General features: G+C 30.3%; 22 protein-coding genes. 18 read left to right on the forward strand and 4 right to left on the reverse strand.

What is annotated here, in order from left to right; translation table 11 throughout:
• Window positions 1-28 precede the first annotated feature (28 nt).
• The 4 genes from B5X81_RS01765 to B5X81_RS01780 all read left to right on the forward strand — a co-directional run bounded on the left by B5X81_RS01765 (window position 29) and on the right by B5X81_RS01780 (window position 7,036).
• Window positions 29-3,460, forward strand: coding sequence for a pyruvate carboxylase (locus B5X81_RS01765; RefSeq protein ID WP_079488886.1), 3,432 nt, complete (start codon window positions 29-31; stop codon window positions 3,458-3,460).
• A gap of 423 nt (window positions 3,461-3,883) precedes the next feature.
• On the forward strand, window positions 3,884-4,159 hold the full coding sequence (locus B5X81_RS01770; protein ID WP_079488888.1) for a hypothetical protein: 276 nt from the start codon (window positions 3,884-3,886) through the stop codon (window positions 4,157-4,159).
• 31 nt (window positions 4,160-4,190) lie between these two features.
• Entirely contained in the window at window positions 4,191-4,535 is a 345-nt protein-coding gene (locus B5X81_RS01775; RefSeq protein ID WP_079488889.1) for a PilZ domain-containing protein, read from the forward strand.
• Between the two features lie 140 nt (window positions 4,536-4,675).
• On the forward strand, window positions 4,676-7,036 hold the full coding sequence (locus tag B5X81_RS01780) for a leucine-rich repeat domain-containing protein (protein WP_079488891.1): 2,361 nt from the start codon (window positions 4,676-4,678) through the stop codon (window positions 7,034-7,036).
• A gap of 541 nt (window positions 7,037-7,577) precedes the next feature.
• Here B5X81_RS01780 and B5X81_RS01785 read toward each other — a convergent pair.
• Together B5X81_RS01785 and B5X81_RS01790 are read right to left on the reverse strand one after the other, a co-directional pair.
• Window positions 7,578-7,748 carry a uracil-DNA glycosylase gene (locus B5X81_RS01785; RefSeq protein ID WP_079488892.1) on the reverse strand — a complete coding sequence of 57 codons (171 nt, stop codon included), beginning with the start codon at window positions 7,746-7,748 and terminating at the stop codon, window positions 7,578-7,580.
• A gap of 10 nt (window positions 7,749-7,758) precedes the next feature.
• Entirely contained in the window at window positions 7,759-8,577 is an 819-nt protein-coding gene (locus B5X81_RS01790; protein WP_079488894.1) for a metallophosphoesterase, read from the reverse strand.
• Between the two features lie 333 nt (window positions 8,578-8,910).
• Here B5X81_RS01790 and B5X81_RS01795 point away from each other — a divergent pair, with 333 nt between their 5' ends.
• From B5X81_RS01795 to lpdA, 12 genes are all read left to right on the forward strand, one after another.
• Entirely contained in the window at window positions 8,911-9,759 is an 849-nt protein-coding gene (locus tag B5X81_RS01795; RefSeq protein ID WP_079488895.1) for a patatin-like phospholipase family protein, read from the forward strand.
• A 292-nt stretch (window positions 9,760-10,051) separates the two neighbouring features.
• Window positions 10,052-10,606 (forward strand): HD domain-containing protein, encoded by a 555-nt coding sequence (locus tag B5X81_RS01800; protein ID WP_208984960.1) that lies wholly within the window; start codon window positions 10,052-10,054, stop codon window positions 10,604-10,606.
• A gap of 134 nt (window positions 10,607-10,740) precedes the next feature.
• A complete protein-coding gene (locus B5X81_RS01805) occupies window positions 10,741-11,370 on the forward strand; it encodes a RecX family transcriptional regulator (protein WP_079488897.1) in 630 nt (209 codons plus the stop codon).
• Between the two features lie 431 nt (window positions 11,371-11,801).
• Complete coding sequence (gene tig, locus B5X81_RS01810) at window positions 11,802-13,088, forward strand: trigger factor (RefSeq protein WP_079488898.1); 1,287 nt, start codon at window positions 11,802-11,804, stop codon at window positions 13,086-13,088.
• A 28-nt stretch (window positions 13,089-13,116) separates the two neighbouring features.
• A complete protein-coding gene (clpP, locus tag B5X81_RS01815) occupies window positions 13,117-13,701 on the forward strand; it encodes an ATP-dependent Clp endopeptidase proteolytic subunit ClpP (protein WP_079488900.1) in 585 nt (194 codons plus the stop codon).
• A gap of 18 nt (window positions 13,702-13,719) precedes the next feature.
• Window positions 13,720-15,000, forward strand: coding sequence for an ATP-dependent Clp protease ATP-binding subunit ClpX (gene clpX / locus B5X81_RS01820; protein WP_079488901.1), 1,281 nt, complete (start codon window positions 13,720-13,722; stop codon window positions 14,998-15,000).
• A 544-nt stretch (window positions 15,001-15,544) separates the two neighbouring features.
• Window positions 15,545-17,902 carry an endopeptidase La gene (gene lon, locus B5X81_RS01825; RefSeq protein WP_079488903.1) on the forward strand — a complete coding sequence of 786 codons (2,358 nt, stop codon included), beginning with the start codon at window positions 15,545-15,547 and terminating at the stop codon, window positions 17,900-17,902.
• Window positions 17,892-18,518 (forward strand): ribosome biogenesis GTP-binding protein YihA/YsxC, encoded by a 627-nt coding sequence (gene yihA, locus B5X81_RS01830; protein ID WP_079488904.1) that lies wholly within the window; start codon window positions 17,892-17,894, stop codon window positions 18,516-18,518. The genes lon and yihA overlap by 11 nt, the downstream gene beginning before the upstream one ends.
• A 160-nt stretch (window positions 18,519-18,678) precedes the next feature.
• Window positions 18,679-19,764: a pyruvate dehydrogenase (acetyl-transferring) E1 component subunit alpha gene (pdhA, locus tag B5X81_RS01835; RefSeq protein WP_079488906.1), complete on the forward strand. Its 1,086-nt coding sequence runs from the start codon at window positions 18,679-18,681 to the stop codon at window positions 19,762-19,764.
• 1 nt (window position 19,765) lies between these two features.
• Window positions 19,766-20,743, forward strand: coding sequence for an alpha-ketoacid dehydrogenase subunit beta (locus B5X81_RS01840; RefSeq protein ID WP_079488907.1), 978 nt, complete (start codon window positions 19,766-19,768; stop codon window positions 20,741-20,743).
• Between the two features lie 15 nt (window positions 20,744-20,758).
• Window positions 20,759-22,048 carry a dihydrolipoamide acetyltransferase family protein gene (locus tag B5X81_RS01845; protein WP_079488909.1) on the forward strand — a complete coding sequence of 430 codons (1,290 nt, stop codon included), beginning with the start codon at window positions 20,759-20,761 and terminating at the stop codon, window positions 22,046-22,048.
• A 13-nt stretch (window positions 22,049-22,061) separates the two neighbouring features.
• Window positions 22,062-23,444 (forward strand): dihydrolipoyl dehydrogenase, encoded by a 1,383-nt coding sequence (gene lpdA / locus B5X81_RS01850; RefSeq protein WP_079488910.1) that lies wholly within the window; start codon window positions 22,062-22,064, stop codon window positions 23,442-23,444.
• 93 nt (window positions 23,445-23,537) lie between these two features.
• On the opposite strand, the gene B5X81_RS01855 is transcribed toward lpdA, so the two are convergent.
• Window positions 23,538-24,443, reverse strand: coding sequence for a DMT family transporter (locus B5X81_RS01855; RefSeq protein WP_079488912.1), 906 nt, complete (start codon window positions 24,441-24,443; stop codon window positions 23,538-23,540).
• A gap of 124 nt (window positions 24,444-24,567) precedes the next feature.
• Window positions 24,568-24,729, reverse strand: a complete 162-nt coding sequence (gene rd / locus B5X81_RS01860; RefSeq protein ID WP_079488913.1) for a rubredoxin — start codon at window positions 24,727-24,729, stop codon at window positions 24,568-24,570.
• 277 nt (window positions 24,730-25,006) lie between these two features.
• Between rd and B5X81_RS01865 the strand changes: the two genes are divergently transcribed.
• Complete coding sequence (locus tag B5X81_RS01865) at window positions 25,007-25,813, forward strand: M15 family metallopeptidase (RefSeq protein ID WP_208984961.1); 807 nt, start codon at window positions 25,007-25,009, stop codon at window positions 25,811-25,813.
• A 39-nt stretch (window positions 25,814-25,852) separates the two neighbouring features.
• On the forward strand, window positions 25,853-26,182 hold the full coding sequence (locus B5X81_RS01870; RefSeq protein ID WP_079488925.1) for a DUF3870 domain-containing protein: 330 nt from the start codon (window positions 25,853-25,855) through the stop codon (window positions 26,180-26,182).
• Window positions 26,183-26,385 lie beyond the last annotated feature (203 nt).

Consider the following 26,385-nt stretch of genomic DNA (forward strand, 5'->3'; position numbering starts at 1 on the left):
ATTTTTGTAATTTTCGAGGAGGGATACAATGGCAAGAGAAATAAGCAAAGTGTTAGTTGCTAATAGAGGGGAAATAGCAATAAGAGTTTTTAGAGCATGTAAAGAACTGGGCATAAGAACAGTTGCTATCTATTCAAAGGAAGATAAGTATAGTCTTTTTAGAACTAAGGCAGATGAATCCTACTTAATAGGAGAAAAAAAGAGACCTATAGAAGTTTATTTAAGTATGGATGAAATTATAAAGCTTGCTTTAAAAAAGGGTGTGGATGCTATACACCCTGGTTATGGGTTTTTATCTGAAAATCCAGTTTTTGCAAGAAAATGTAAGGAAGCTAATATTGAATTTATTGGTCCCACTAGTAAAACTATAGACAGCTTAGGAGATAAAATAAAATCCAAAGTTTTAGCTAAAAGTGTGGGAGTTCCAACTATCCCTGGTGTAGATAAACCTATAGTTTCTGAAAAAGAAGCAGTAGATTTTGCTAATCAGTATGGATATCCTATTATACTAAAGGCTGCTGCTGGTGGTGGCGGTAGAGGAATGAGAATAGTACGGTCGGAAGATGAAATAAGCAGAGAGTTTAGAAGTGCTAAGAATGAAGCTAAAAAAGCCTTTGGAATTGATGATATTTTTATAGAGAAGTATTTAGAAGAACCTAAACACATAGAAGTTCAGATTCTTGGAGATAAGCATGGGAATATTGTACACTTATTTGAAAGAGATTGTTCTATACAAAGAAGACATCAAAAAATAGTTGAATTTGCTCCTGCTATAGCAATAAGTGATGAGCTTAGAAATAGGATATGTAATGACGGCTTGAAAATTGCAAGGGCAGTAAATTATGAAAGTGCAGGAACTGCTGAATTTTTAGTTGATAAGCATGGAAATCACTATTTTATTGAAATGAATCCAAGAATACAGGTTGAGCATACAGTTACTGAAATGATTACAGGGATAGATATTGTACAAAGTCAGCTTTTAATTGCCCAGGGCTATTCCTTAGATTCAGAGAAAATAAATATTCCGTCACAGGAATCCATTAGTGTTCGTGGATATTCTATTCAGTGTCGTGTAACCACTGAAGATCCCTTTAATAATTTTGCACCTGATACAGGAAGACTGGATATTTATAGAACAAGCTCAGGCTTTGGGATAAGACTTGATGGTGGAAATGGTTATACCGGTTCTAATATTTCACCCTACTATGACAGTTTACTAGTTAAGATCATATCTTGGTCTAGAACTTTTGAAGATGCAGCTAAAAAGGCTGTAAGGTCTATAAAGGAAACCAATGTTAAAGGCGTAAAAACCAATGATGCATTTCTTATAAATGTTCTTAACCATGAGAAATTTTTAAGGGGTAAATGTGATACCCATTTTATAGATCAAACTCCAGAATTATTTGATATAACTCCTAAAAAGGATAAAGAGACAAAAATATTGAAATTTATAGGAGAAAAGGTTGTAAACGAAGTAAGGGGTACAAAAAAGGATTATGATATTCCCCAGGTGCCTAAAATTTCTAATATAGATGATTTAAAAGGAACTAAACAACTCCTTGAAGAAAAAGGTGTAGATGGAGTAATTGATTGGATAAAAAATCAGAAAAAGCTTCTTTTAACAGATACAACATTTAGAGATGCCCATCAATCCTTGATTGCCACAAGGGTTAGGACAAAGGACATGATTAAGATAGCAGAGGCAACTGCTAATTATGGTAAAGATTTATTTTCTATTGAAATGTGGGGTGGAGCAACTTATGATGTGGCCTACAGATTTTTAAGAGAATCACCTTGGCGTAGATTAGAAGCCCTTAGAAAAAGGATTCCTAATTTACTATTTCAAATGCTAATAAGGGGGTCAAATGCTGTAGGATATACAAATTATCCTGACAATGTAATTAGAACCTTTATAGATGAAGCTTCTAAAAAGGGTATAGATGTTTTTAGAATATTTGATTCTTTGAATTGGCTTAGAGGAATGGAAGTAGCTCTGGATGAGGTTTTGAATACTGGCAAGATAGCCGAAATGTGTTTATGCTATACAGGAGACATATTGGATACCAGAAGGGATAAATATTCCTTAAAATACTATGTTAATTTAGCTAAGGATATAGAAAAAATGGGAGCCCATATACTTGGGATTAAAGATATGGCGGGATTATTAAAGCCCTATGCTGCAACTAAACTCATTAAAGCATTAAAGCAAGAGATATCAATACCTATTCATCTTCATACCCATGATACTAGTGGAAATGGAGTAGCTACCCTTTTAATGGCAGCAGAAGCAGGAGTTGATATTGTAGATACAGCTTTTAATGCCATGTCAGGTCTTACAAGCCAACCGGCTCTTAATTCTATAGTTGCAGCTTTGAAAAACACTGATTATGATACAGGTATGGATTTAATGAATATACAAGCGATTTCTAATTACTGGGCTGATGTAAGAAAGGTATATGAACCCTATGAATCGGGACTTAAATCCGGAACTGCTGAGATATATAGATATGAGATACCAGGAGGGCAATATTCAAACTTAAGACCTCAGGTAGAGAGTTTTGGAATGGGACATTTATTTAATGAAATAAAAGAAATGTATAGAGATGTAAATGAGCTATTGGGAGATATAGTAAAGGTTACTCCTTCTTCAAAGGTTGTAGGTGATTTAGCAATATTTATGGTTAAAAATGAGCTTACAAAGGATAATATTTTAGAAAAAGGAAAGAATTTGACCTTCCCAGATTCTGTAGTATCATATTTTAAAGGTATGATGGGTCAACCGGTTGGTGGATTTCCTAAGGATCTTCAAAACATAGTTTTAAAGGGAGAGAAGCCAATTGAGGGTAGACCAGGTGAGATATTAGAGCCAGCGGATTTCGATGAAATAGCTAAAAAATTAGAAAATGAATTTAATATAGAGCCAAATATGAGGAATATATTAAGTTATGCTTTATATCCAAAGGTATATAGTGACTATTTGAAGTCATTACAAGAGTATGGTCAATTAAGTAATCTTGAGAGTCATGTATTTTTCTATGGTTTAAAAGAAGGAGAAATAAGCGAAGTTGAATTAGAGGAAGGGAAAATATTAATTATAAAGCTTGTAGAAGTTGGGAAAATCGATGATGAAGGACTAAGAACAGTTGTTTTTGAAGTAAATGGTAATAGAAGAGAAATTAGAATAATAGATAAAAATTATGGAGAAACACAAACTAGAGATATAACTGTTATGGCAGATCCCAATAATGATAAAGAAATAGGAGCTTCTATTCCAGGAACAATTGCAAAAGTACTTGTTAAAGAAGGAGATAAGATAGAAGAAAAACAAAGTTTAATTATAATAGAGGCTATGAAGATGGAAACAAATATATTATCAACTGTAAAAGGAGAAGTAGATAGCATACTGGTATCAGAAGGACAACAAATTAAATCAGGTCAACTTTTAATAAAAATAAAGTAATTTTTATTTTCATTCAAAGGAGTTCCGTATTAATTAGGAGCTTCTTTGCTTATATATAAAAAGTTTTTAAATTATATAGCTAATGTATATTCATAAATGATATAATAAAATATTAATGGGTATTAATAATAAATAGGAATTAAAATAAAGTTTGGGACATATATTTATTATAGAGATTTAAGTAAAGACTTTAATTTATACATGTCCAAAACTCCTAGAAGAATTGAGTATTTACACATGTATAAACTAAGTTTACTATATAAACTCTATAACGGATATTAGTATATTAATTTTTTTTTAAATATTTATAATTATAGAGGCATTAATTTATTTATATTTTATTATAAATAAAGAATATTATAGATATTCCAGCAAAACAGTTAATTTATACTATATAATGCCTTAAATGGGGGTAGATTAATTATGGGTTTAACTATACAACAGTTTTTTGATTATGTTAATGGAATGACAGAAAGTAGACCAGGAGTAATTTTAAAAGGCAAAAAAGATAATAATGAAATATACTATAGAATACATACAGCACATGACAAGTTTTTCATTGATACTATTAAAAATATTGATGATGAAAAAAATATTGAGAATAGATATATTACAGATAAAGAAGAACTTCAAAATTTTAAAGTTAAAATAATGGAATTATTAAAACTTATAGAAGTTAAGGATATATATCTAGAATAGATATGTATTAGATTTGAGGTGTATAAAGTTAATGTCAAATAACTGTGGAAGACAGGAACTGAAAATTCAATACCTGCAAAGAATAAATATTTATAACTATTATCAAAACGGAAAACTAATAAACCTGAAATCTCCTTGTGAAATAATCATGTTAAACATTTCTTTAGAAGGATTAGAAATGATAACAAACAAAGAGTTTCAAAAAGGGGATATACTATTGTTGAATTTAAAATATGAAGGTATACCCTTTGATAAGATATTAGCTAAGGTAATTGACGCAAAGAAAATTGGAGAAATGTATAAGGCTTGTTTGGAATTTATAGGCATACCCAATTTTCTATTTGAAAAATTAAATGAGGTTAAGAAAAGACTCTAAAAAAGAGTCTTTATATTTTTGATCAAATTAGTTATAATTGTAAGAAATAAGAAATATATTATAATTTTGTTATCAAGTGTAGTAAATTATTATTATATAGAGTTTAGAGGAGGATATAATTTGAAAAATATCTATTAATTTTGATTACTATTGTACTAATATATTTGATGATTGCTCCAGTATATGGTGAAGAAATAATAGTGGATAGTTTGGAGAATAAAAAAGAAGTCGTAAAGTTTACTGATTCAAATCTTGAAAATGTTATCCGTATAGCTATAGCTAAACCTCAGGGAGATATTTTTCCCGAAGAATTACAAAGCATTAAGAAACTTAATGCTGGAGGTAAAGATATATCCAGTTTAAAGGGCATAGAATATTTGGTGAATTTAGAAGAATTATTACTTAGTGAAAATAATATTAAGGATATTTCACCAATTACAGGACTTAAGAAGTTGAAATATTTAAATTTATGGAAAAATAATATTAGTGATATTACTCCACTTGGAAATCTCACGAATCTAAAAAGCTTAGACCTTGACAGTAATGAGATTAGCAATGTTAATGCTTTGCAGGGGCTTAATAAGCTTAAAGCTCTAAGATTAGGCAGCAATAAAGTAACTAACATAAACCCCTTGTCCACTTTAAATAATCTAGAGAACCTTTCTTTATGGTCTAATAAAATAAGTGATATAACTCCTTTAAGAGATATAAAAAGCCTTACTGAATTAAGGCTAGCTTATAATGAAATTGAGGATATAAGCCCATTAGTAAATTTAAATAATCTACATACTATAAATTTAAATAGTAATAAAATAATTGATATAAGTCCATTGGGTGACCTGATCAATTTAAGGAAAATTTATTTAATGAATAATGGAATAAATGATATAATACCTTTAAGCAAGCTTATCCAAATAGAAAGGATAAGACTTGATAATAATAAAATTACAGATATAAAAGGGCTTGCAAACTTAAAAAATTTAAAGCTGTTAACTTTATCGAAAAATGAAATATCCGATATTACTCCTTTAAAAGGAATTCAGAAATTACAATATTTAGATTTGAAAGCTAATGAGATAGTAGATATAAATGGAATAGAAGGTATTAATGATTTGCTAAAATTGTTTTTAGATGAAAATAATATTGATAATATTGATGCTTTAAAGGGTAAAGATAAACTTATTATATTAACAACTTCAAAAAATAATATAAATGATATAAGTCAATTAAATAGTCTTAAAAATTTGAAGTATTTAGATTTAAGCAACAATAATATAAAAAATATAGACTCTCTAGGGATGTTAACAAATCTAAGCAGTTTAGATATAAGCAATAATATTATCACTAATATAGACGGTGTTAGCAATTTAACCAATTTAATAAATTTAGACTTATCAAACAATAGAATTTTTGATGTAGATTCCTTAGAAAGAAATACAAATCTAAGAACTATAAATTTGTACAATAATTATATAAATGATTATAGTTGTCTTTTAACCCTTAAAGATCTAGATATTGTAAAAACAATAGACTATAGAGAAAATAAAGATACAGTTGATATTAGTGGAAAGGTTTTAGATTTATATAATGATGAGTTTAAGGGTGTAGATACATATGTTAACTTAATAAATCTGGAAGCAGAAAATAATAATTTCTATACAGCTGTAGCTGATAAACATGGAGAATTTAAGATAAAGGGAGTATTTTCAGGAAGATATAAAATTGTATTTACTAAAAAAGGATATAAGCCACTAAGTATGTATAAGAATATTGATTTAGAAAATAATCAAATTAATGCAAAACTATTGGAAACGTCAAATACCAGTTGGATAACAAGAGAAACTGAAAGAACAATATACAATATTAGAGAAGGTATGGAAATATCAAAGGAAGAAATAAGTTCACAAGAAAAAAGGCTAGAAGAAATAGAGAAATTCTTTAATGTAAAAATTGATGATAAAATAAAATATTATATTTGTAATTATCCAGAAGAAATCTATGAACTTGCATATGGCAAAAAAGATTTTTATGGCCTTGGAACCTATAAATCAAATACAAATTCAATATATTCAATAGGTAAAGCCTTTGATTATCATGAAACGGCCCATGCTGTAGAGCATAAATTTAATCCTAATTACAATATTCCATTAGGAGAAGGTTTGGCAGTGTACTTTAGCAGCTATAAAATAGGTTCACCAATAGTTTTAAATAGACATGTTGATGATTTGGCCGTTGAACTTATGATAAAAGGAGAATTAAAGGATGTAAAGACATTACTGAAACATTTTGAAGGAGAAAATGATTATATATCAAATGCTTCATTTGTTAAATATTTAATTGAGGAACATTTACCCCAGAAATTTAAGGATTTGTTTAAAGTACTACCTAAAGAACCTTCTGATAAAGATATAGAGAAAGTTTTTATGGAAGTATATAATAAGTCAGTTGAAGAAATACAAGTTGAGTGGCTAAAATATATACAGAGCAAATTAAACTTTTAAAGGCGTACATTTATAATGATAATATAAAGGGAAGGTGATAGATATGAATGATAAAACAAAAAAAGCTATTGCTATAACAATGGCTGTGCTTATGGTTTTTGGATTGTTTTCAAGCCTTATATTTTCCTTTGCAAACATATAAAAAATAGATCGAGAACATAGCGATTTACCTTCCACTACTATAGATAATCTTTACCTAGATATAATCTTTCGACCAAAGCTAAGCAGGTCAATATCTATAATAATGGTTACTTAGACCCTGTACAGTATCTTGACAACTCTATGCAATCCTTTGATTAGATAAAATCATTTGAAATATCCAAGTTTGTCTGGATATTACGTTGATAATGTACAGAATCTTTCCTCGGAATATATATCAACCAGACTAGATTAATATATATTCTTTGGCTAATTTATATGCATCCCTTTTTAAAGGATAAATATAAATCTTGGCTTAATCGTTATGTTCTCGACATTATATATTATGGACAATTATGAAGATTATATACTAAGGGTGGTTATGTAAAATCTACCAATAGGTTTATTTTTTTACAAAAGCCCTACATTTCTTACCTGAACTTCTCAAAACAGCCAAAGATGGTACTAGCTTAGTTTTAAAACCAAAATATTTACAGCCTCTGGGATTATTTGGGTCCCATGTTATATAAAAATGAATACATTTAAAACAGTTTATCCTATTTTCTTTTGTCATATTGAATCTCCTATTCTCCTGTTAAAGTAATAAAACTGATTTGACTTTTATTTAAAAACCTTATAGGCATTCTACTAGTCCCTAATCCGCTATTAATATATAATAACAAATTTCTCTCTAATTCAAAAATCCCTTTATCATATTTTGGAAAGAAACCTTGACCAGGAGCAATAATAGCGCCTAAAAACGGGAATCGTATTTGCCCTCCATGGGTGTGACCGCAAATGATTAGGTCGCAATTTAGATTATATGGTTTAAATATTATGTCTGGAGAGTGAGAAAGCAATAAAGTAAAATTATTATTATCAATACTATTAAAGGCTTTGTCGATATTTTCATGGTTTGTGTAGGGATCATCAATGCCGCAGATATTTATTGAAAAATCCTTACATTTAATAATTCTATTTGTATTGTTTATAATTTTTACTTTTCTATTTTTAAGTCCTTTAATAAATTGTTGATTTTTAGGATTTTTCCACTCGTGATTACCAGATACATAATAAATGTTTTTATTAATTTTTATTAGATTATCTAAAAAGTTATAAATATTGTCAAAATCACGAGTTTTTGCATCAATAATATCTCCAGTAAGAGCAATAATATTAGGATTTAATTTCATAATATCATCTAATAAATTGATAGAATTATTTGGAAGCTTTTTATTATGAAGGTCAGAAATATGAACTATTTTAAATTCCTTATTTTGGGGAATTTTTTTTGTTTTTACAGAAATTTTATCTATATCTATTGTTTTTATTTCAAAGTAAATTCTACTAATTAGCATTATGGCAAGGCTTAGTGTTATAATAAATTCTTTTTTAAAATGCATTTATAACCTCCTATTCATGTTATGAACATTAAAACTTGCTGAACATTTTCTAATAAAATAATATCCATGAATTATAATTTCTATAATTTCCCATCATAAATAAATTCAATGGCAAGTTCTATATCTTTAAATATTATCCTATTTTCTCAAAAGATACAATTATGAAGAATATCTATTATCCATTATTTAACATATGATTAGTGGAATATAAAAATCAAATAATGCAAAAAATTTATATTATCCCATATTATTCATGAAATATTAAAAAGTATAAACGATTTTAAGTTTTTATAAAAAATTAGAATAGTATAATATTAAAATTAGGGTGATGCTATGAAGGGCGTAGGCTTAGTATTACAGGGAGGCGGAATGAGAGGGGTTTATACTTCAGGAGTTTTAGATTTTTTTATGGATAAAGAGTTATATTTTCCATATATTATTGCAGTTTCAGCTGGGGCATGCAATGCTATTCCATATATTACCAAACAAAGAGGGTTTGGCAAAAAAATTTGTGTAGACTATATTAGAAAGAATAAATATATTAGCTATAAAAATTTGCTAACAAAGGGTAGTATCATAAAAATGGATTTTATATTTAATAAAATACCAAATACTCTTGAACCATTGGATTTTAAGAAAATAAATGATTACAAAGATAGGTTTATCATAACTGCAACCAATTGTGATAATGGAAATCCTGTATATATAGATATAGATAAATGTGATAATATAATCACTGCTATCAAGGCTTCAAGTAGTGTACCTTTTTTAACTCAAGCTGTAGAGTATCAAAGTATGAATTTGTTAGACGGAGGAATAGCGGATCCTATACCCATAAAAAAGGCTATAGAAGATAAGAATTATAAAAATGTAGTAGTTTTGACCAATGAAAATGGATATACACAAAAACCTTTTAAAATGAAAGGCTTGGCAAATAGAATATATCCGAATTATAAGGAATTGGTAGAGTCTATTTCTGCATGTCACATAAAATATCATGAAACTATAGACTATATAAAGGAATTAGAGATTGAAAAAAAAGTTTTTGTAATAAGACCAAGTAAGTATTTAAAGCTCAAGACCTTCGATAGAAATACTAGAAGAATGGAGGACTTATATCGACTGGGCTATAGCGATGCTAAAGAAAAATATAATAAGCTTATTAAATGGATGGAGTCGTAAAGCATATTAATAAATGTCATACTTATAAAGGTATGGCATATTATTTATCACTTTCAAATCTGTTTTATTATGTAGAATAAATATGAAAGATAGAATTACAAATAAATTTTAAAAAATATTTGTTAATTTCTTCTAATTATTATATTATTATAAAATAAAAGAGAGAGTTGAATAATTGCAAAATAGATACGATAGTATTTTAGAGATTTTAAACTTGCATTAGAGTATTTAGTTTTTGTAAGAAATAATTATGCAATTTATTTGACTGTAAGATAAAAGAGGTGTGGAACCAATGATGGAGTTAAATTTATTAATTAGTAAAGCCATAGAAGTGGCTGCTAAAGCCCATGAAGGACAATATAGAAAGCTAAATAGAATACCGTATATAGTTCATCCCTTTGAGGTGGCCCTTATTTTACAGAAAAATAATGCAAGTGAAGAAGTGATTGCTGCTGGAATTCTACATGATACCTTGGAAGATACAAAGTTAAAAGAAAAGGATATAGAGAAAATGTTTGGACATGATATACTAAAGTTAGTCTTAGGAGCATCGGAGGAGCTTGAGGGTAGGAAAAATACTCCGTGGTATGATAGAAAACTGCATACAATAGAGCATTTAAAAAATGCCATAATGGAAGTAAAGATGGTTGCTTGTGCGGATAAACTAAGCAATATAAGAAGTATGATTAAAGGCTATGATGATATGGGGGATAAGCTTTGGAATAAATTTAATGCACCCTATGAAATGCAAAAGTGGTATTATAATGGCTTAACTGAGAGCTTAAAGGAATTAGAAAAATTTGAAATGTATAAGCAATTTAGGGAGGCAGTGAAGTATCTATTTTAACCCTATATATATTTCCTTTTCATTTAAGTAAAAATAGAGTAAACTATTGTATATAAGTTTTTTGATATGAAGATTATGTAATTGGCTTAATTACCCAGCTTTACTATAGGCTGCTTGAAAGTGAGGAAGTTATTTTGTCAGAAAAGGAAATTAGGATAACTAAACTAGAAACCCAAAAGAGAAATAAAAATAGGATATCAATATACATAGATAATAAATATGCATTAGGTGTACATAAAGATATAGTATATAAGCTTAATTTGGAAAAAGGAAAGATTTTAGATAAAGATTTTATTGAGAAAATAGTAAAAGCCGAAGAGCAAAAAAAAGCAAATGAATATGCAATTAAGTTTTTATCCTACAGGCCTAGAAGTGAAAAGGAAATAAAAGATAGAATGACAAAAAAAGAATATGAAGACGAAGTGATTAATAATACTTTAGAGTGGCTAAAAAAATATGATTTAGTAAATGACAGAGATTTTGTTGAAGAATATGTTAAATCAAAAGCTTCCAAATATGGAAGGAGTAGAATAAGACTTGAGCTTAGAAGAAAAGGATTAGATGATAATATAGTTGATGATGTATTAAATAGTGAATACGAACATGAAAAGGAATATGAAATTGCCCTTGAACAAGCGAAAAGGAAAATTAAAGTATATAAAGGTGAAAGTCCGCAAGCTATCTATAGAAAATTAGGTGGATATCTTCAAAGAAGAGGTTTTTCCTATGATATAGTATTAAAAATATTAAAGGAGATTATATAAAAGCAATTAAATCTTAAATTTGTATTGAAGCTGCATAATTGTAATGATATAATGTACAAAAATATAAAATAGAAAATAAAGCAAAAAAAAAGTATTTACAATAAACTTCATAGTGATATAATAACTATGATGATGTTTAAAGTACTTTAGACCAATGGAAATCCATTGGTCTTTTAAGTAATTAAGTAGTTAAATTTTAAATATAAAAATAACCAAATTAAAAGATGAATTTACACATCAAAAAATCCTAGAATCATGAATATTTTTAAGATGTATAAATTAAGTTTTAATGTAGGAAAGAAAATTTTATATCATTACAATATTATACATATAATGTTTTATGGTATAATTAAAGGGTTATAATAGTTTAAACTTAACGATTTTAGTTAATAATGGGAATATTAAACTATAATAGAGGAGGAAAAAGGTTAATGGAGTCAACAATGGTAAAAAAAGAAGGGAATAAGGTTACTTTACAAATCACTGTAAGTAATGAAGAGTTTAAAAAAGCTGTTCATCAATCATATTTAAAGAACAGAAAAAAATTCAACTTACCTGGTTTTAGAAAAGGTAAAGCTCCAAAAAAAATAATTGAAATGCAATATGGCGAAGGTGTTTTTTATGAAGATGCTATAAATATGGTACTTCCTGGAAAATATGATGAAGCCGTTAAGGAACATAAATTAGAACCTGTAGATAGACCGGATATAGATATTGAAGAAATTGAGAAGGATAAAGATTTGCTATTTACAGCCACAGTAACTGTTAAACCAGAAGTTAATCTAGGTGATTATAAAGGTATAGAAGTAGAAAAAGTTGAGTATAATGTAACTGATGAGGATTTAGAAAAAGAAATAGAAAAAATGAGGGAAATGAATTCTCGTTTAGTTAATATTGAAGATAGACCTGTACAAAAAGATGATAATGTTATCATTGATTACAAAGGGTTTGTAGGAGAAGAACAATTTGAAGGTGGAACTGCAGAAAATCAAACATTGGTTATTGGTTCAAATCAATTCATTCCTGGATTTGAAGATCAATTAATCGGTGGAAATATTGGAGATGAGATAGAAGTTAAAGTAACATTTCCCGAGGATTATCATGCAAAAAACTTAGCTGGTAAAGATGCAGTTTTCAAAGTTAATATTAAAGAAATAAAATTCAAAGAATTGCCAGAGCTTGACGATGAATTTGCTAAGGATGTAAGTGAATTTGATACATTAGAAGAATTAAAAAATGATATAAAGGTTAAGCTGGAAGAAGATGCTAAAGATAGAGCTGAAAAAGAGCTTAGAGAAAAGGTTTTAGATAAAGTAACAGAAAATGTTGAGGTTGATATACCTGAAGCTATGGTTGAGACAGAAATAGATAATATGCTAAGGGATTTTAACTTCCAATTACAGTATCAAGGTCTAAATCTTGAAAAATATCTAGAATTTACTAATGGCAAAATTGAAGATTTAAGAAAACAAATGAAAGATGATGCATACAATAGAGTAAAAACGTCTTTAGCTTTAGAAGCTATTGGTGAAAAAGAAAATGTTGAAGCTACTGATGAAGACTTGGAGAAAGAATTGGAAAAAATGGCTGAAAGTCATAAAATGACAGTTGAAAAATTAAAGGAGTCATTTAAAGAAGAAAACTTTGGGTATATTAAAAATAATATAAAGGTTAGAAAAACTATTGACTTCTTAGTTGAAAATGCTAAAATAGCCTAATAAAGTATAATATAAGGAGTGGTTTGATATGGCTTTAGTACCTGTGGTAGTTGAACAGACTAATCGTGGGGAAAGATCCTACGATATATATTCAAGATTGCTTAAAGAAAGAATAATATTTTTAGGAGAAGAAGTAAATGATCATACAGCAAGCTTGGTAGTGGCCCAGTTAATGTTTTTAGAGGCAGAAGACCCAGATAAAGATATCCATCTTTACATAAATAGCCCAGGTGGCTCTATTACTTCTGGTATGGCTATTTATGATACAATGAATTTTATTAAATGTGATGTGGCAACCTATTGTATAGGAATGGCAGCTAGTATGGGAGCATTTTTACTAGCTTCAGGTGCAAAGGGTAAAAGATTTGCACTTCCAAATTCTGAGATAATGATACATCAACCACTTGGTGGTACAAGAGGTCAAGCAGAAGACATTAAAATTCATGCTGAGAGAATTATAAAAATGAGAGACAGAATTAACAAGATATTAAGTGAAAGAACAGGGCAACCTTTAGAAACAATAGCTAAAGATACTGATAGAGATAACTTTATGGATCCTGAGGAAGCTTTAAAATATGGATTGATCGATAAAGTTATTACTTCTAGGAAATAACACAAGAGAGGTGTAGCGATGTCTAGATTTGATGACAGAAATAAAAGCAAGCTAAAATGCTCTTTTTGTGGCAAATCACAGGATCAGGTTAAAAGATTAATAGCTGGTCCCAACGTATATATTTGTGATGAATGTATAGAGCTCTGCCAGGAGATTATTCATGAAGAATTTGATGAAAATTTTGATACTGTAACCTCTGAGCTTCCTAAACCTAAAGAGATCAAGGAGATTTTAGATGAATATGTAATAGGGCAGGATTTAGCTAAAAAAGCTATGGCTGTTGCTGTATATAACCATTATAAAAGAATTGATCAAGAGGTTAAAAGTGACGAGGTAGAGATTCAAAAAAGCAATATATTATTACTTGGGCCTACAGGATCAGGTAAAACATTGCTTGCACAAACACTTGCTAAGATATTAAATGTTCCATTTGCTATTGCTGATGCCACATCACTTACAGAAGCAGGTTATGTGGGAGAAGATGTTGAAAATATTATATTAAAACTTATACAGGCAGCTGATTTTGATATTGAAAAAGCAGAACGTGGGATTATATATATAGATGAAATTGATAAAATTGCTAGAAAAACTGACAATCCTTCTATTACCCGTGATGTAAGTGGCGAAGGTGTACAACAAGCATTGCTTAAAATACTTGAAGGAACAGTTGCAAGTGTACCACCTCAAGGTGGAAGAAAACATCCTCATCAAGAATTTATACAAATTGATACAGGTAATATATTATTTATCTGTGGTGGAGCATTTGATGGTATAGAGAAGATAATTGAAAAACGTATTGGAAAAAAAGCCATGGGCTTTGGTGCTGATATTCAGAGTAAGGCTCAAATGAATATAGGGGAAATTCTTGAAAAAATTGAACCGGAAGATTTGTTAAAATATGGTTTGATACCAGAGTTTGTTGGTAGAGTACCCGTTGTAGTATCCTTAAATGAACTTGACGAAGAATCTCTTGTAAAAATATTAGTTGAGCCAAAGAATGCTCTTATAAAACAGTATAAAAAATTATTTGAGTTAGACGATGTAGATATAGAATTTGAAGATGAAGCTCTTGAAGCCATTGCAAAGATGGCACTAAATAGAAAAACAGGGGCAAGAGGCCTTAGAAGTATACTTGAAAATTCAATGCTTGATGTTATGTATGACATACCTTCAAGGGATGATATTAAAAAGTGTATTGTAACAAAGGAAACAATAGAGCAGAAGATAGCACCAACTTTAGTACTTGCTGAACAAAAAAATGAAAAAAACAGGAAAAAAAATAAAGAAACTGCTTCATAATGAAATAAATAATTATAAGCGAGTCTAAGTGGCTCGCTTTCTTATTACTTGGAGAAATTGTTTGTTTGAGAAAATTATGTGCTTATTTGACTTATGTAAAGGTATAAGTACATTTAAAAATGCAAAACATAATATTAATTAATGGTTATTAGATTCTAGCTATTAAGGAAAAGTTACATAGATATAAGTTAATAGTGAATTTTTTATTGATAAAAGTCTTTTATTTGTGTATAATGTGCTATGATATGTTTAAATTTACTTAGCAGATGGAATCTATAGTGAAACAATGTCAAACTTTAATTTATGCATCATAAAAATAATAATATTAATTAGACTTTTTATTATGTATAAATTAACCTTTCAGTTTGTTTGACTATATATAATAACTGAGGAAATTGCATAATACATGTAAAAAATTTTTAAATACAAAATGCAGTAGGGAGAGTCAGGTGAGTTATCTACATATTGTATTTTAAAATTAATAATGTCAATTATGCAAGTTTCTTAACTAATAAAAGAATCCTCAAACAAAGGAGGGAGTTTTATGGAAAAAAATAAAAATAACAATAACAATAAAAATATAGAATTGCCATTAATACCACTAAGAGGTCTTTCTGTTTTTCCTTATATGGTTATTCACTTTGATGTAGGTAGAGAAAAATCAATAAAGGCTTTAGAGGAGGCTATGGTTAAGGATCAGACGATATTTCTTACTACTCAGAAAGAAGTTGATGTTGATTTACCTACTACAGAAGATTTTTATGAAATAGGAACTATTTCAAAAATTAAACAGATGCTAAAATTACCGGGAGATGCTATTAGAGTTTTAGTTGAGGGAATTAGTAGAGGAAGAATTAAAAATATAGGCCAGGATGAACCGTATTTCAAGGCGGAAATAGAAGAATATAAAGCTGGGGAAAAAGAGGTAAATAGAGAAGTTGAAGCAATGATGAGAGTTGTTCTGGATGCATTTGAAAACTATGTAAGTGTAAGTAATAAAATATCTCCTGAAGTAATAATTACTATATCTTCCATAGAAGAAGCAGGGAGACTTGCTGATGTAATAGCTTCTCATATGATTTTGAAAACAGAACAGAAGCAAGAGATATTGGAAGCATTCGATCCTAAGGATAGACTTGAAGTTCTTTATAAAATACTTTTAAAGGAAATAGAAATATTAGAAGTTGAAAAGGAAATAAACACCAAGGTTAGAGGTCGTATTAATAGATTACAAAAAGAATATTATCTAAAGGAGCAACTCAAAGCAATAAAAGAAGAGCTTGGTGAAGATGCGGGTTATGATGATGAAATTGAAGAGATGTATGATAAGATTAAGAAAGTAAAGCTTCCTAAAAAAGTAGAAGAAAAAGTGTATAAAGAGATAGACAGACTTTCTAAATTATCTCCGGGTTCTGCTGAAAGTGGAGTTATAAGAACCTATGTGGGCTGGATTTTAGACTTGCCCTGGAACAAGAAGACAAAGGATTCTATTGATATTAAAAAAGCTAACGCTATATTGGAAGAGGATCACTATGGACTGAAAAGTGTTAAGGAAAGAATTCTTGAATATCTTGCAATACGAAAGCTTGCAAAGAAAATGAAGGGACCTATTATTTGCTTAGTAGGGCCTCCAGGGGTAGGAAAAACTTCCATAGCAAAGTCTATAGCCAGATCATTGAACAGAAAATTTGTAAGAATGTCTTTGGGTGGAGTAAGAGATGAAGCTGAGATAAGGGGACATAGAAGGACCTATATAGGAGCTATACCGGGAAGAATTATTTCAGCTATTAAGGATGCTGGGTCTAAAAATCCTGTTTTTCTATTCGATGAAATCGATAAAGTTAGCAGTGATTTTAGAGGAGACCCTGCTTCAGCTCTATTGGAAGTATTGGACCCAGAACAAAATAGGGAGTTTACAGATCATTATCTTGAACTACCCTTTGATTTATCAAATGTAATGTTTATTACTACTGCCAATACTTTAGGTACTATACCAAGACCTTTATTGGACAGAATGGAGGTAATTGAAGTTTCAGGCTATACAGAGCATGAAAAAGTAGTAATTGCAAAGAAATACCTTCTGCCAAAACAAATAAAGGAACATGGTATGGAAGAATCTAATCTACAGGTATCAGAGCAGACTATTAGGGATATTATTAACTACTATACTAGAGAATCTGGTGTAAGAAATTTGGAAAGACAGTTAGCTACTATATGTCGTAAGGCAGCAAGACAGATAGTTGAAAACGAATCTGAGATTGTAAGAGTAAATACTACTAGTTTGAAGAAATATCTTGGAATACCCAAGTACAGATATGAAAAGGTTAGAGATAAGAATGAGGTTGGTATTACTACTGGACTGGCTTGGACAAGGGTTGGAGGAGACACCTTGTCTATAGAAGTAACCCCTATGAAGGGAACTGGGAAATTGGTACTCACTGGTCAGCTTGGAGATGTTATGAAGGAATCTGCAAGGGCTGGACTTAGTTATATTCGTTCAAGGGTAGATGTATTGGATATTGACGAAGACTTCTATAAAAACTATGATATACATATTCATATACCAGAAGGGGCAATACCAAAAGATGGACCTTCAGCTGGTATAACAATGGCTACAGCTGTTATTTCAGCCCTTGAAAAAACACCTGTCTATAGGAATGTTGCTATGACAGGAGAAATAACATTAAGAGGAAGGATTTTACCAGTAGGGGGAATAAAGGAAAAGGTTCTTGCAGCCAATAGGGCAGGTGTTGAAAAAATATTGCTTCCTATGGAGAATGAAAAGGACCTTACAGAAATTCCTGATTCGGTAAAAAGAAAAATAGAATTTGTGCTTGTAGAACATATGGATGAGGTACTTAAGCATGCACTAGCAAAAGAGGACAAGCAGAATGAAAATTAGAAGCTGTAAATTTATGATTAGTGCTGTAAGTAAAAATCAATATCCACTGGATGATATTCCTGAGATAGCTTTAGCTGGAAGATCAAATGTAGGAAAATCTTCCCTTATAAACATGCTTTTGAACAGGAAAAAACTTGCTAGGACCAGTTCAACACCTGGTAAAACACAAACTATTAATTTTTATATGATAAATAATGAATTTCATTTTGTTGACTTACCTGGATATGGTTATGCTAAGGTTTCTAAGAAAAATAGAGAAGAATGGGGAAAAATAATAGAAACCTACCTTACATCTAGGGAAAAATTAGTTGAAGTCATTCAATTAATAGATATTAGACATAAACCTACCGAGCAAGATATTCAAATGTATAATTGGATAAAACATTTTGGATTTAGAGGTATAGTTGTTGCCACTAAATTAGATAAGATAAAAAGAAGTCAAAAACAAAAACAAATCAACTTAATCAGAAAAACATTGAAAATGGATAAGGATGATATACTGATACCAGTGTCTTCTATAAACCGGGAAGGTAAAGAAAGACTTTGGGAAGTAATTGGAAATACATTTATCCAAAAAGGTTATGATATTACTATAGAGGAAGCAGCCGAGATATAATTCTAGGCTGTTTTCTTTTTTAAATACAATGATAATGATAATTATTATCAAAATGTGTTTATAATATTTTCCCTTGGGGTAAATAAAGAATACTTACAAAGACTTAACTTATCAAAAGACTATATAAAAAATTGATATAAATAAAGGAGGTTTTATAAATATGTTAACAGCACAATTTAATTATTTGGAAGGAAAAAGCCTTGCTATTCTTAATAAAGAAGGAAAGGTTATAGATGAACATTTGGTTCCGGAAATAAAAGATGATGAATTGATAAATATGTATAAAACAATGCTTCTAACAAGAATTGCCGATACAAAGGCCATGCAGTATCAAAGACAAGGAAGAATGCTTACCTATGCACCTAATAAAGGTCAGGAAGCCGCTCAAATTGGTTCGGCAGCTGCAATTGAGGAAAGGGACTGGTTAGTCCCTGCATTTAGAGAAATGGGAGCTTGGCTTTATAAAGGAGTTCCTTTAAATCAAGTATATCTTTATTGGTATGGAAATGAAATGGGAAGCAAATTTCCAGAGAATATAAAAATGCTTCCTGTTTCTGTTCCAATTGCTTCACAATTAAATCATGCTGCAGGAATTGCCATGGCTAGTAATATTAAAGGGGAAGATGAAGTAACCCTTGCTTATGTAGGTGATGGGGGAACTTCCCAGGGAGAATTCCATGAAGCAATAAACTTAGCTGCAGTTTTTAATGCACCTCTAGTAGTTGTTATACAAAACAATCAATATGCAATATCTGTCCCAAGGGCTGAGCAAACAAAGACGAAGACTTTAGCTGAAAAGGCTCACGGCTATGGGATACCGGGAATACAAGTGGATGGAAATGATATTTTAGCAGTTTATGCGGCCACAAAGGAGGCTGTAAAAAGGGCTAGAAGTGGACAGGGACCAACATTAATTGAAGCAGTTACCTATAGACTTGGACCTCATACTACTTCAGATGATCCTACTATATATCGTGATGATAAAGAAGTTGAAGATTGGACTCAGAAAGATCCTCTTATAAGATTTAAGAAATATCTGATAGATAGAAATCTATGGAGTGAAGATGAAGATGCTAAACAAATTGAAGAATATGAAAGCTTTGCAAATAAAACCTTTAAAGAAGTAGAAAATTCCAAGGAAGTGCCATTGGAGGATATATTTAAATATCACTATGAAAAGATGCCTCAAAATCTTATGGAGCAGTATGAAGAGTATAAAGAATATTTAGCAAAAGGAGGGAAATAACATGGCTGTTTTAAATATTTTAAATACAGTTCAAAATACTTTAGACTATGAGATGGGAAGAGATAAAGATGTAATTGTTTACGGCGAAGACGTTGGATTTGAAGGAGGTGTGTTTAGGGCAACTGCGGGACTTCAAAAAAAGTATGGAAAGAAAAGATGCTTTGATACACCTTTAGCTGAGTCGGGAATAGTGGGAAGTGCAATAGGTATGGCTATTAATGAACTTAAGCCAGTGGTTGAAATACAGTTTTCAGGTTTTGTATTGCCGGCATTAAATCAGATTATAGCCCATACTGCCAGAATGAGAAACAGGTCTAGAGGAAAATATAATCTGCCTATGGTTATTAGAATGCCCTATGGTGGAGGGATTCGTGCCCTTGAACATCATTCAGAAAGCCTTGAAGCTATTTTTGGCCATATACCAGGTTTGAAGACAGTAATTCCTTCTACTCCCTACGATACAAAGGGACTTCTTCTAGCTGCTATTAGAGACCCTGATCCAGTTATATTTTTAGAGCCAAAACGAATTTACAGGGCCTTCAAACAGGAGGTTCCAGAAGATGATTATATAGTACCTATTGGAAAAGCCAAAATCCTTAAGGAAGGAACCGACATTACGGTAGTTGCCTATGGAGCTTTAGTTCAAAGGGTACAAAAGGCCATAGAGGACCTTGAAAATCAAGGAATAAGTGTTGAATTAATAGATCTTAGAACTATTTCTCCTATTGATAAGGAAACAATTATTAAATCCGTTCAGAAAACTGGAAGATTTGTTGTAGTCCACGAAGCGGTTAAGTCTTTTAGTGTTTCATCAGAATTAATTTCAATTGTAAACGAAGGAGCTTTCCTTTATTTAGAAGCTCCACCAACAAGGATTACTGGCTTTGATACTATTGTACCCCTCCCAAGGGGAGAACATCATTTTATAATTGATGAAAACAGGATAAAGGATAAAATAAAAGAAGTTGCAAAGTTTTAGAGGAGGTGGAAATTCATGATAGATTTCAGATTTGCAGATATTGGGGAAGGAATCCATGAAGGGAAAATACTACAGTGGATGGTTAAAGAAGGAGATGAAGTTAAGGATGGAGATACCCTATTTACCGTTGAAACAGATAAAGTAAATGCAGAAATTCCATCCCCTGCCGATGGAAAAATAAATAAAATAATGGCAGAGGAAGGAGATATTATCAATGTAGGTGATATAGTTGTTAAAATAGATGATGGTAATAATAATGAAACACCTTCTAAGGATCTTAATGTTGAGCCGGTAAATGAAGGGGATGAAGATCCTTCAGGTGTTGTAGGAGAACTGATGGTATCTTCAGAAGTTATTGAGAGCAGCTCTGAAGCTAAGATCAAAGAGGAGGATAACAAAAGAAAAGTATTGGCTACTCCTGTTGCCAGAAAATTAGCAAGGGATCTGAATATAGATATAAATACTATAAAAGGAACCGGACCAGTAGGAAGGGTTATGAAGGAAGATATTTATCGTGAGGAAGAAAAAAGAAATGAAAAAGAATCAAAAGCAGAAAAAATGGTTTCAAATTCAGTTAAAGTTGATGTGCCTGAAATTAAAGTTAGTGGAGAGGTAGAGAGAGTGCCTCTGACTATGCTTAGAAAAACTATTGCAAAGAATATGGTTTTATCAAAAACTGTTATTCCCCATGCAGTGGCAATAGAAGAAATTGATGTATCAAATCTTGTTAAATTTAGAAAAGAAAATAAGGAAATGGCAAAGGAAAATGGTGCCCATTTAACATATATGCCCTTTATAATAAAAGCTTTAGTTATGACTTTGAAGGAGTTTGCAGAATTTAATTCAAGCTTTGATGAGGAAAAAGAAGAAATAGTACTAAAAAAATATTATAATATTGGAATTGCCACAGATACACCAGATGGCTTAATGGTTCCAGTTATAAAGGATGCCGATAAAAAAGGTATCTTGGAGCTTGCAAAGGAAATATCAGAACTTAGTGAAAAAGCAAGAAATAGAACAATTTCTTTAGACAAATTACAGGATGGAACAATGAGTATTACTAATTTTGGAGCCGTGGGAACAATGGCAGGAATCCCTGTAATCAAACATCCCGAAGTTGCCATTTTAGGTATTGGGAAAATAACAAAAAAACCAGTTGTAGAAGATGATGAAATTGTGATTAGAGATATTTTAACAGTTACATTATCCATTGACCATAGAGTAATTGATGGCGGGGATTCCGGCAGATTTCTAAACAAGCTAAAAGAATATCTAAGGGATCCAATGCTTTTAGTTTTAAGCTAAGGAGATGATTTTTATGAGAGAATATGATATAGCTATACTAGGATCGGGCCCAGGAGGATATGTTGCAGCTATTAAAGCTGCTCAAATGGGAGCTAAAACAGTATTAATTGAAAAGGGAGATATAGGAGGAATTTGCTTAAATGATGGGTGTATACCCACAAAAACCCTTTTAAAGAGTGCCAAGGTATATGAAGATATTATGAACTCAGAGAAATTTGGCATTGATATAAAGGATAAAAGCATTGTATCAATAAACTGGAATGAAATGCAAAATAGAAAAAACCAAGTAGTTAAAAAACTTACCGGAGGGGTTAAAATTCTTCTTGAAAAAAATGGTGTTGATGTTGTAAAGGGCTTTGGGGAAATAGTTGATAAAAACACCTTAAAGGTAAATAAAGAAATAATGAAAACAAAAAATCTTATTATAGCTACTGGAGCTTCACCAAGAATTCCTAATATAGAAGGAATTAAAGAAGCTATGGAAAGTGACTATGTATTGACAAGCAAGGAAATATTGGAGTTAAAAGAAATTCCTAGGGAACTTATTATTATTGGAGGAGGTGTTATTGGAACTGAATTTGCTGCATTATATAATTCATTAGGAACCAAAGTCACTATACTCCAAAGATCTAATACTATACTAAGAAAGTTAGATAAGGATATTAGAAAGGAAATGACTAGAATCATAAAGAAAAGTGGCATTAACATTGTATATGATTTTAGTGTTGAAAGATTTGATAAAAATAAAGTGATTGGCAGTATAAATGGAGAAAGAAAAGCTTTTGAGGCGGATAAAATACTGATAAGCATGGGAAATATTCCAAATACTAAAGGTTTAGAAAAACTTGGGCTAGACATTAACAGCAAAGGCATAGTAACTAATGACAAACTGGAAACCAATATTAGAGGTGTATATGCCATAGGTGATGTCAATGGAAGATATATGTTAGCCCATGTGGCATCAGCTGAGGGAATTGCTGCAGTAGAAAATATTATGGGAGAAGAAGAGAAAATAAACTATGATAAAGTGCCATCCTGTATATATTCCTTCCCAGAGGTTGGAACTGTTGGTTTAACTGAGGAAGAAGCTAAAGAAAAGGGACATGAAATTATAGTAAGCTCTTTTCCCATTAAGGCCAATGGAAAAGCACTGGCTGAAGGAGAAAGCAGTGGTTTTATCAAAATAGTTGCAGACAAACAATATGGCGAAGTTTTAGGGGTTCATATTATTGCTTCCCATGCAACAGATATGATAGCAGAAGCGGTAACAACTATGGAACTTGAGGGTACAGTCCATGACTTGGCAAAGGCTATACATCCTCATCCGACCTTGTCAGAGATAGTTATGGAAGCAGCCCACGGAGCTATTGATAGACCAATTCATATATATAAATAATAAGGGCATCTCAGAATGGTGGATTTTATTTATTCTGAAAGACCATGGGATTGAACTCAAGAGATTATCTCTTGAGTTCAGCTATTTCTTATTTTAGTTTTCTTGTATTTTCTCTTTTGAATATTTCTTTTTAAATATTTTAACTAATTTTGTGAAGTCTATTTCGGCAATAAGCATTCCCATTAGTATTAAGAAGGCTCCAAAAATTCCTCTGGAACTTAGAGTTTCGCCGGATATAAAATATGCAAAAATAGCTGCAAAAACAGGTTCGCCAGTGTATATCAATGCTGTATGAGTAGGTGAAGTGAATTTTTGAGCAGTGTTTTGTACTATAAAGGCTCCTGAAGTACATATTAAACTTAAAATCAGAACATTTATCCATACGTCGGTTCCTCTAGGTATAATTGTATTTTCAAAGCCAAAGGATATAAGAAGGCTTAGAAGGCCTACTACGCCAATTTGAATTATAGCAAGGGAAATGGAATCAACATCTACAGTGTATTTCCCAACTGTTATAATGTGAAGGGCAAAGGCAAAGGCAGAAATAAAAGTATAGAAATCTCCGATATTAAGTCCAAAATTTCCATGAAGTGTTAAAAAGCCTAGTCCCATTAAAGCCATAATTGCACCTATAACAGCAACTCTTTCAGGTAGTCTTTTTAAAAAAAGAGCTGATAATATAGGAACTAAAACAACTGAAAACCCAGTTATAAAAGCGGATTTAGAAGCTGTTGTGTAGTTTATACCAATAGTTTGAATTGCAAAGGCTGAAAACAGGACAAAACCTATTAAACATCCATATTTTAAAGTGTTTTTATCTATTTTAATCATATTTTTGTAAAACACTAAGGATGAAATTAGAAAGGCTATTATAAATCTTATACCAAGAAAATTAAATGTTTCCAATGAATTCAAAGCATTTTTTGTTAATATGAATGATGCTCCCCACCCTAGTGTTACACCTAATAGAGCTAAATCTGCTTTTATTTGTTTTGACATAAAAAATCCCCCCATTAAAAAGAGTACTTATTATATTCTATCATTATTTTTAAAATAGTGGTATAGGGAGATTGTATATAAAAAACCCTATTATAAATATGAAATTTATAATAGGGCGCTTTTTCTATTCTACGGGTTCAAACATATCTTTTCCAACACCACAAACAGGACATACCCAATCATCTGGAATATTTTCAAAGGCTGTACCAGGTGCTACTCCTCCATCTGGATCTCCTACCTCTGGATCATACTCATAACCACAAGGAATACATCTGTATTTTTTCATATTTTATTCTCCTTTCGAATTTACTAATTTATGTCTATTATTTATACAATTAGATTATACCCAGCAAATAAATATTTAAAACAAAAAATTATTTAATTAAAGTTTAAATTTGTTTATATTTTATTTCCAATGAAATTTTGAAACAATATGCAGTATTTAGTTTTTAAAAAGGTAATTATACAATTCCCTTAGATAATTATGGTAAAATTATAAATATAGGATTATAAAAATATTTATAGTTTTTTAATGATTTTCGCAATGAAAGGAAGGTAATAGAATGAAAATTACAAAGAATATTTATGTATTCATATTTATATTTATATTTATATTAATTCTTTTTTTAATAGGATTCAAATTGAATTTAATCGAGAGCACTTCATCAGAAAATAATTTACAAAGGATTACTGATTATAATGAAAAAAATATAGTATTAGAGAATGAAAAGATGATTAAAAAGAAAAAAGTTTCTGAAGGAAAAGACATAAAAGAAGAGATTGTAGATAGTTTTGTATTTGAACCCCTATCAAAGGAAGTTATTCACAAAATTGAAGGGGTATCTTGGAAAAAAGAGGCACCGGTTAAACTGGAGGATTTATCTTATGTAAGGGTATTATATTGGGGTTTTGATGAAAAGGAGCATGTAGGAGAATTAATTGTACATAAAAAAATTGCCCAAGAGATTACCGATATATTTAAAGAGTTATATAATGCTAAATTTCCAATAGAGAAGATAAAACTGATTGATGAGTATGAAGCAAATGATGATTTATCAATGGCTGACAATAATACATCCTCTTTTTGTTTTAGGGGAATCACAGGTGGAAAAGGAACTTTGTCAAAACATAGTTACGGTATAGCCATAGATATAAATCCAATTCAAAATCCTTATATAAAGGGAGAGAAAATATCACCAAAGGCTGGGAGACAATACATAGATAGAGGAAACATTAGAAAGGGAATGATAGTAAAGGATAGTATTTGTTATAAAACATTTAAAGAGAAAGGTTGGATATGGGGAGGAGAATGGAAAAGTCTCAAAGACTATCAACATTTTGAAAAAAATATTGATCTAAATGAAGAATAGAATATTATAAAAAAATAGTTTTATTAAGGAGATGATAGTATGAGCAAATATCATAAAAAGACATTGTATGTTGTAGGAGATTCTAAAACCGCTACTAATAATCCTATAACAGCACAGTTTAATGCTTATTTTATAGCATTAATAATTGATATGGAAAGTGAAATGATTTTAGATATGGGAGTTTCAACTATACTTGAAGAAACTAGGAACTTTGTAAAATCTATTTTTATTGGATACTCAATGAAGAGAGGAGAAGAACCTTTAATTGAGGAAATTGAGCAAAGATATTATGGCTCTTCAAAAAAAGCCCTTATTGTTGCATGGAAGGATGCTTATAAAAAATACGTTCAAATAAGAAGGAATAAATAAAAGCATATGTGTAAACAGATTTTTTTGAAAATTTTAAATTTTACATTATTTAAAGGAGGAATATTCAAATTTTTATAGAATAGTTATATATAGAAAATTTATAAATATAGTTATAGGATTTTAACTAAATATATAATTTGCTGCTTTGTTTTTTCACTATAATTAAATTTTAAAAATAATTATAGGCCAAAAGCAAAATACAG

Source organism: Maledivibacter halophilus (genome assembly GCF_900167445.1).
Classification (GTDB): domain Bacteria; phylum Bacillota; class Clostridia; order Peptostreptococcales; family Caminicellaceae; genus Maledivibacter; species Maledivibacter halophilus.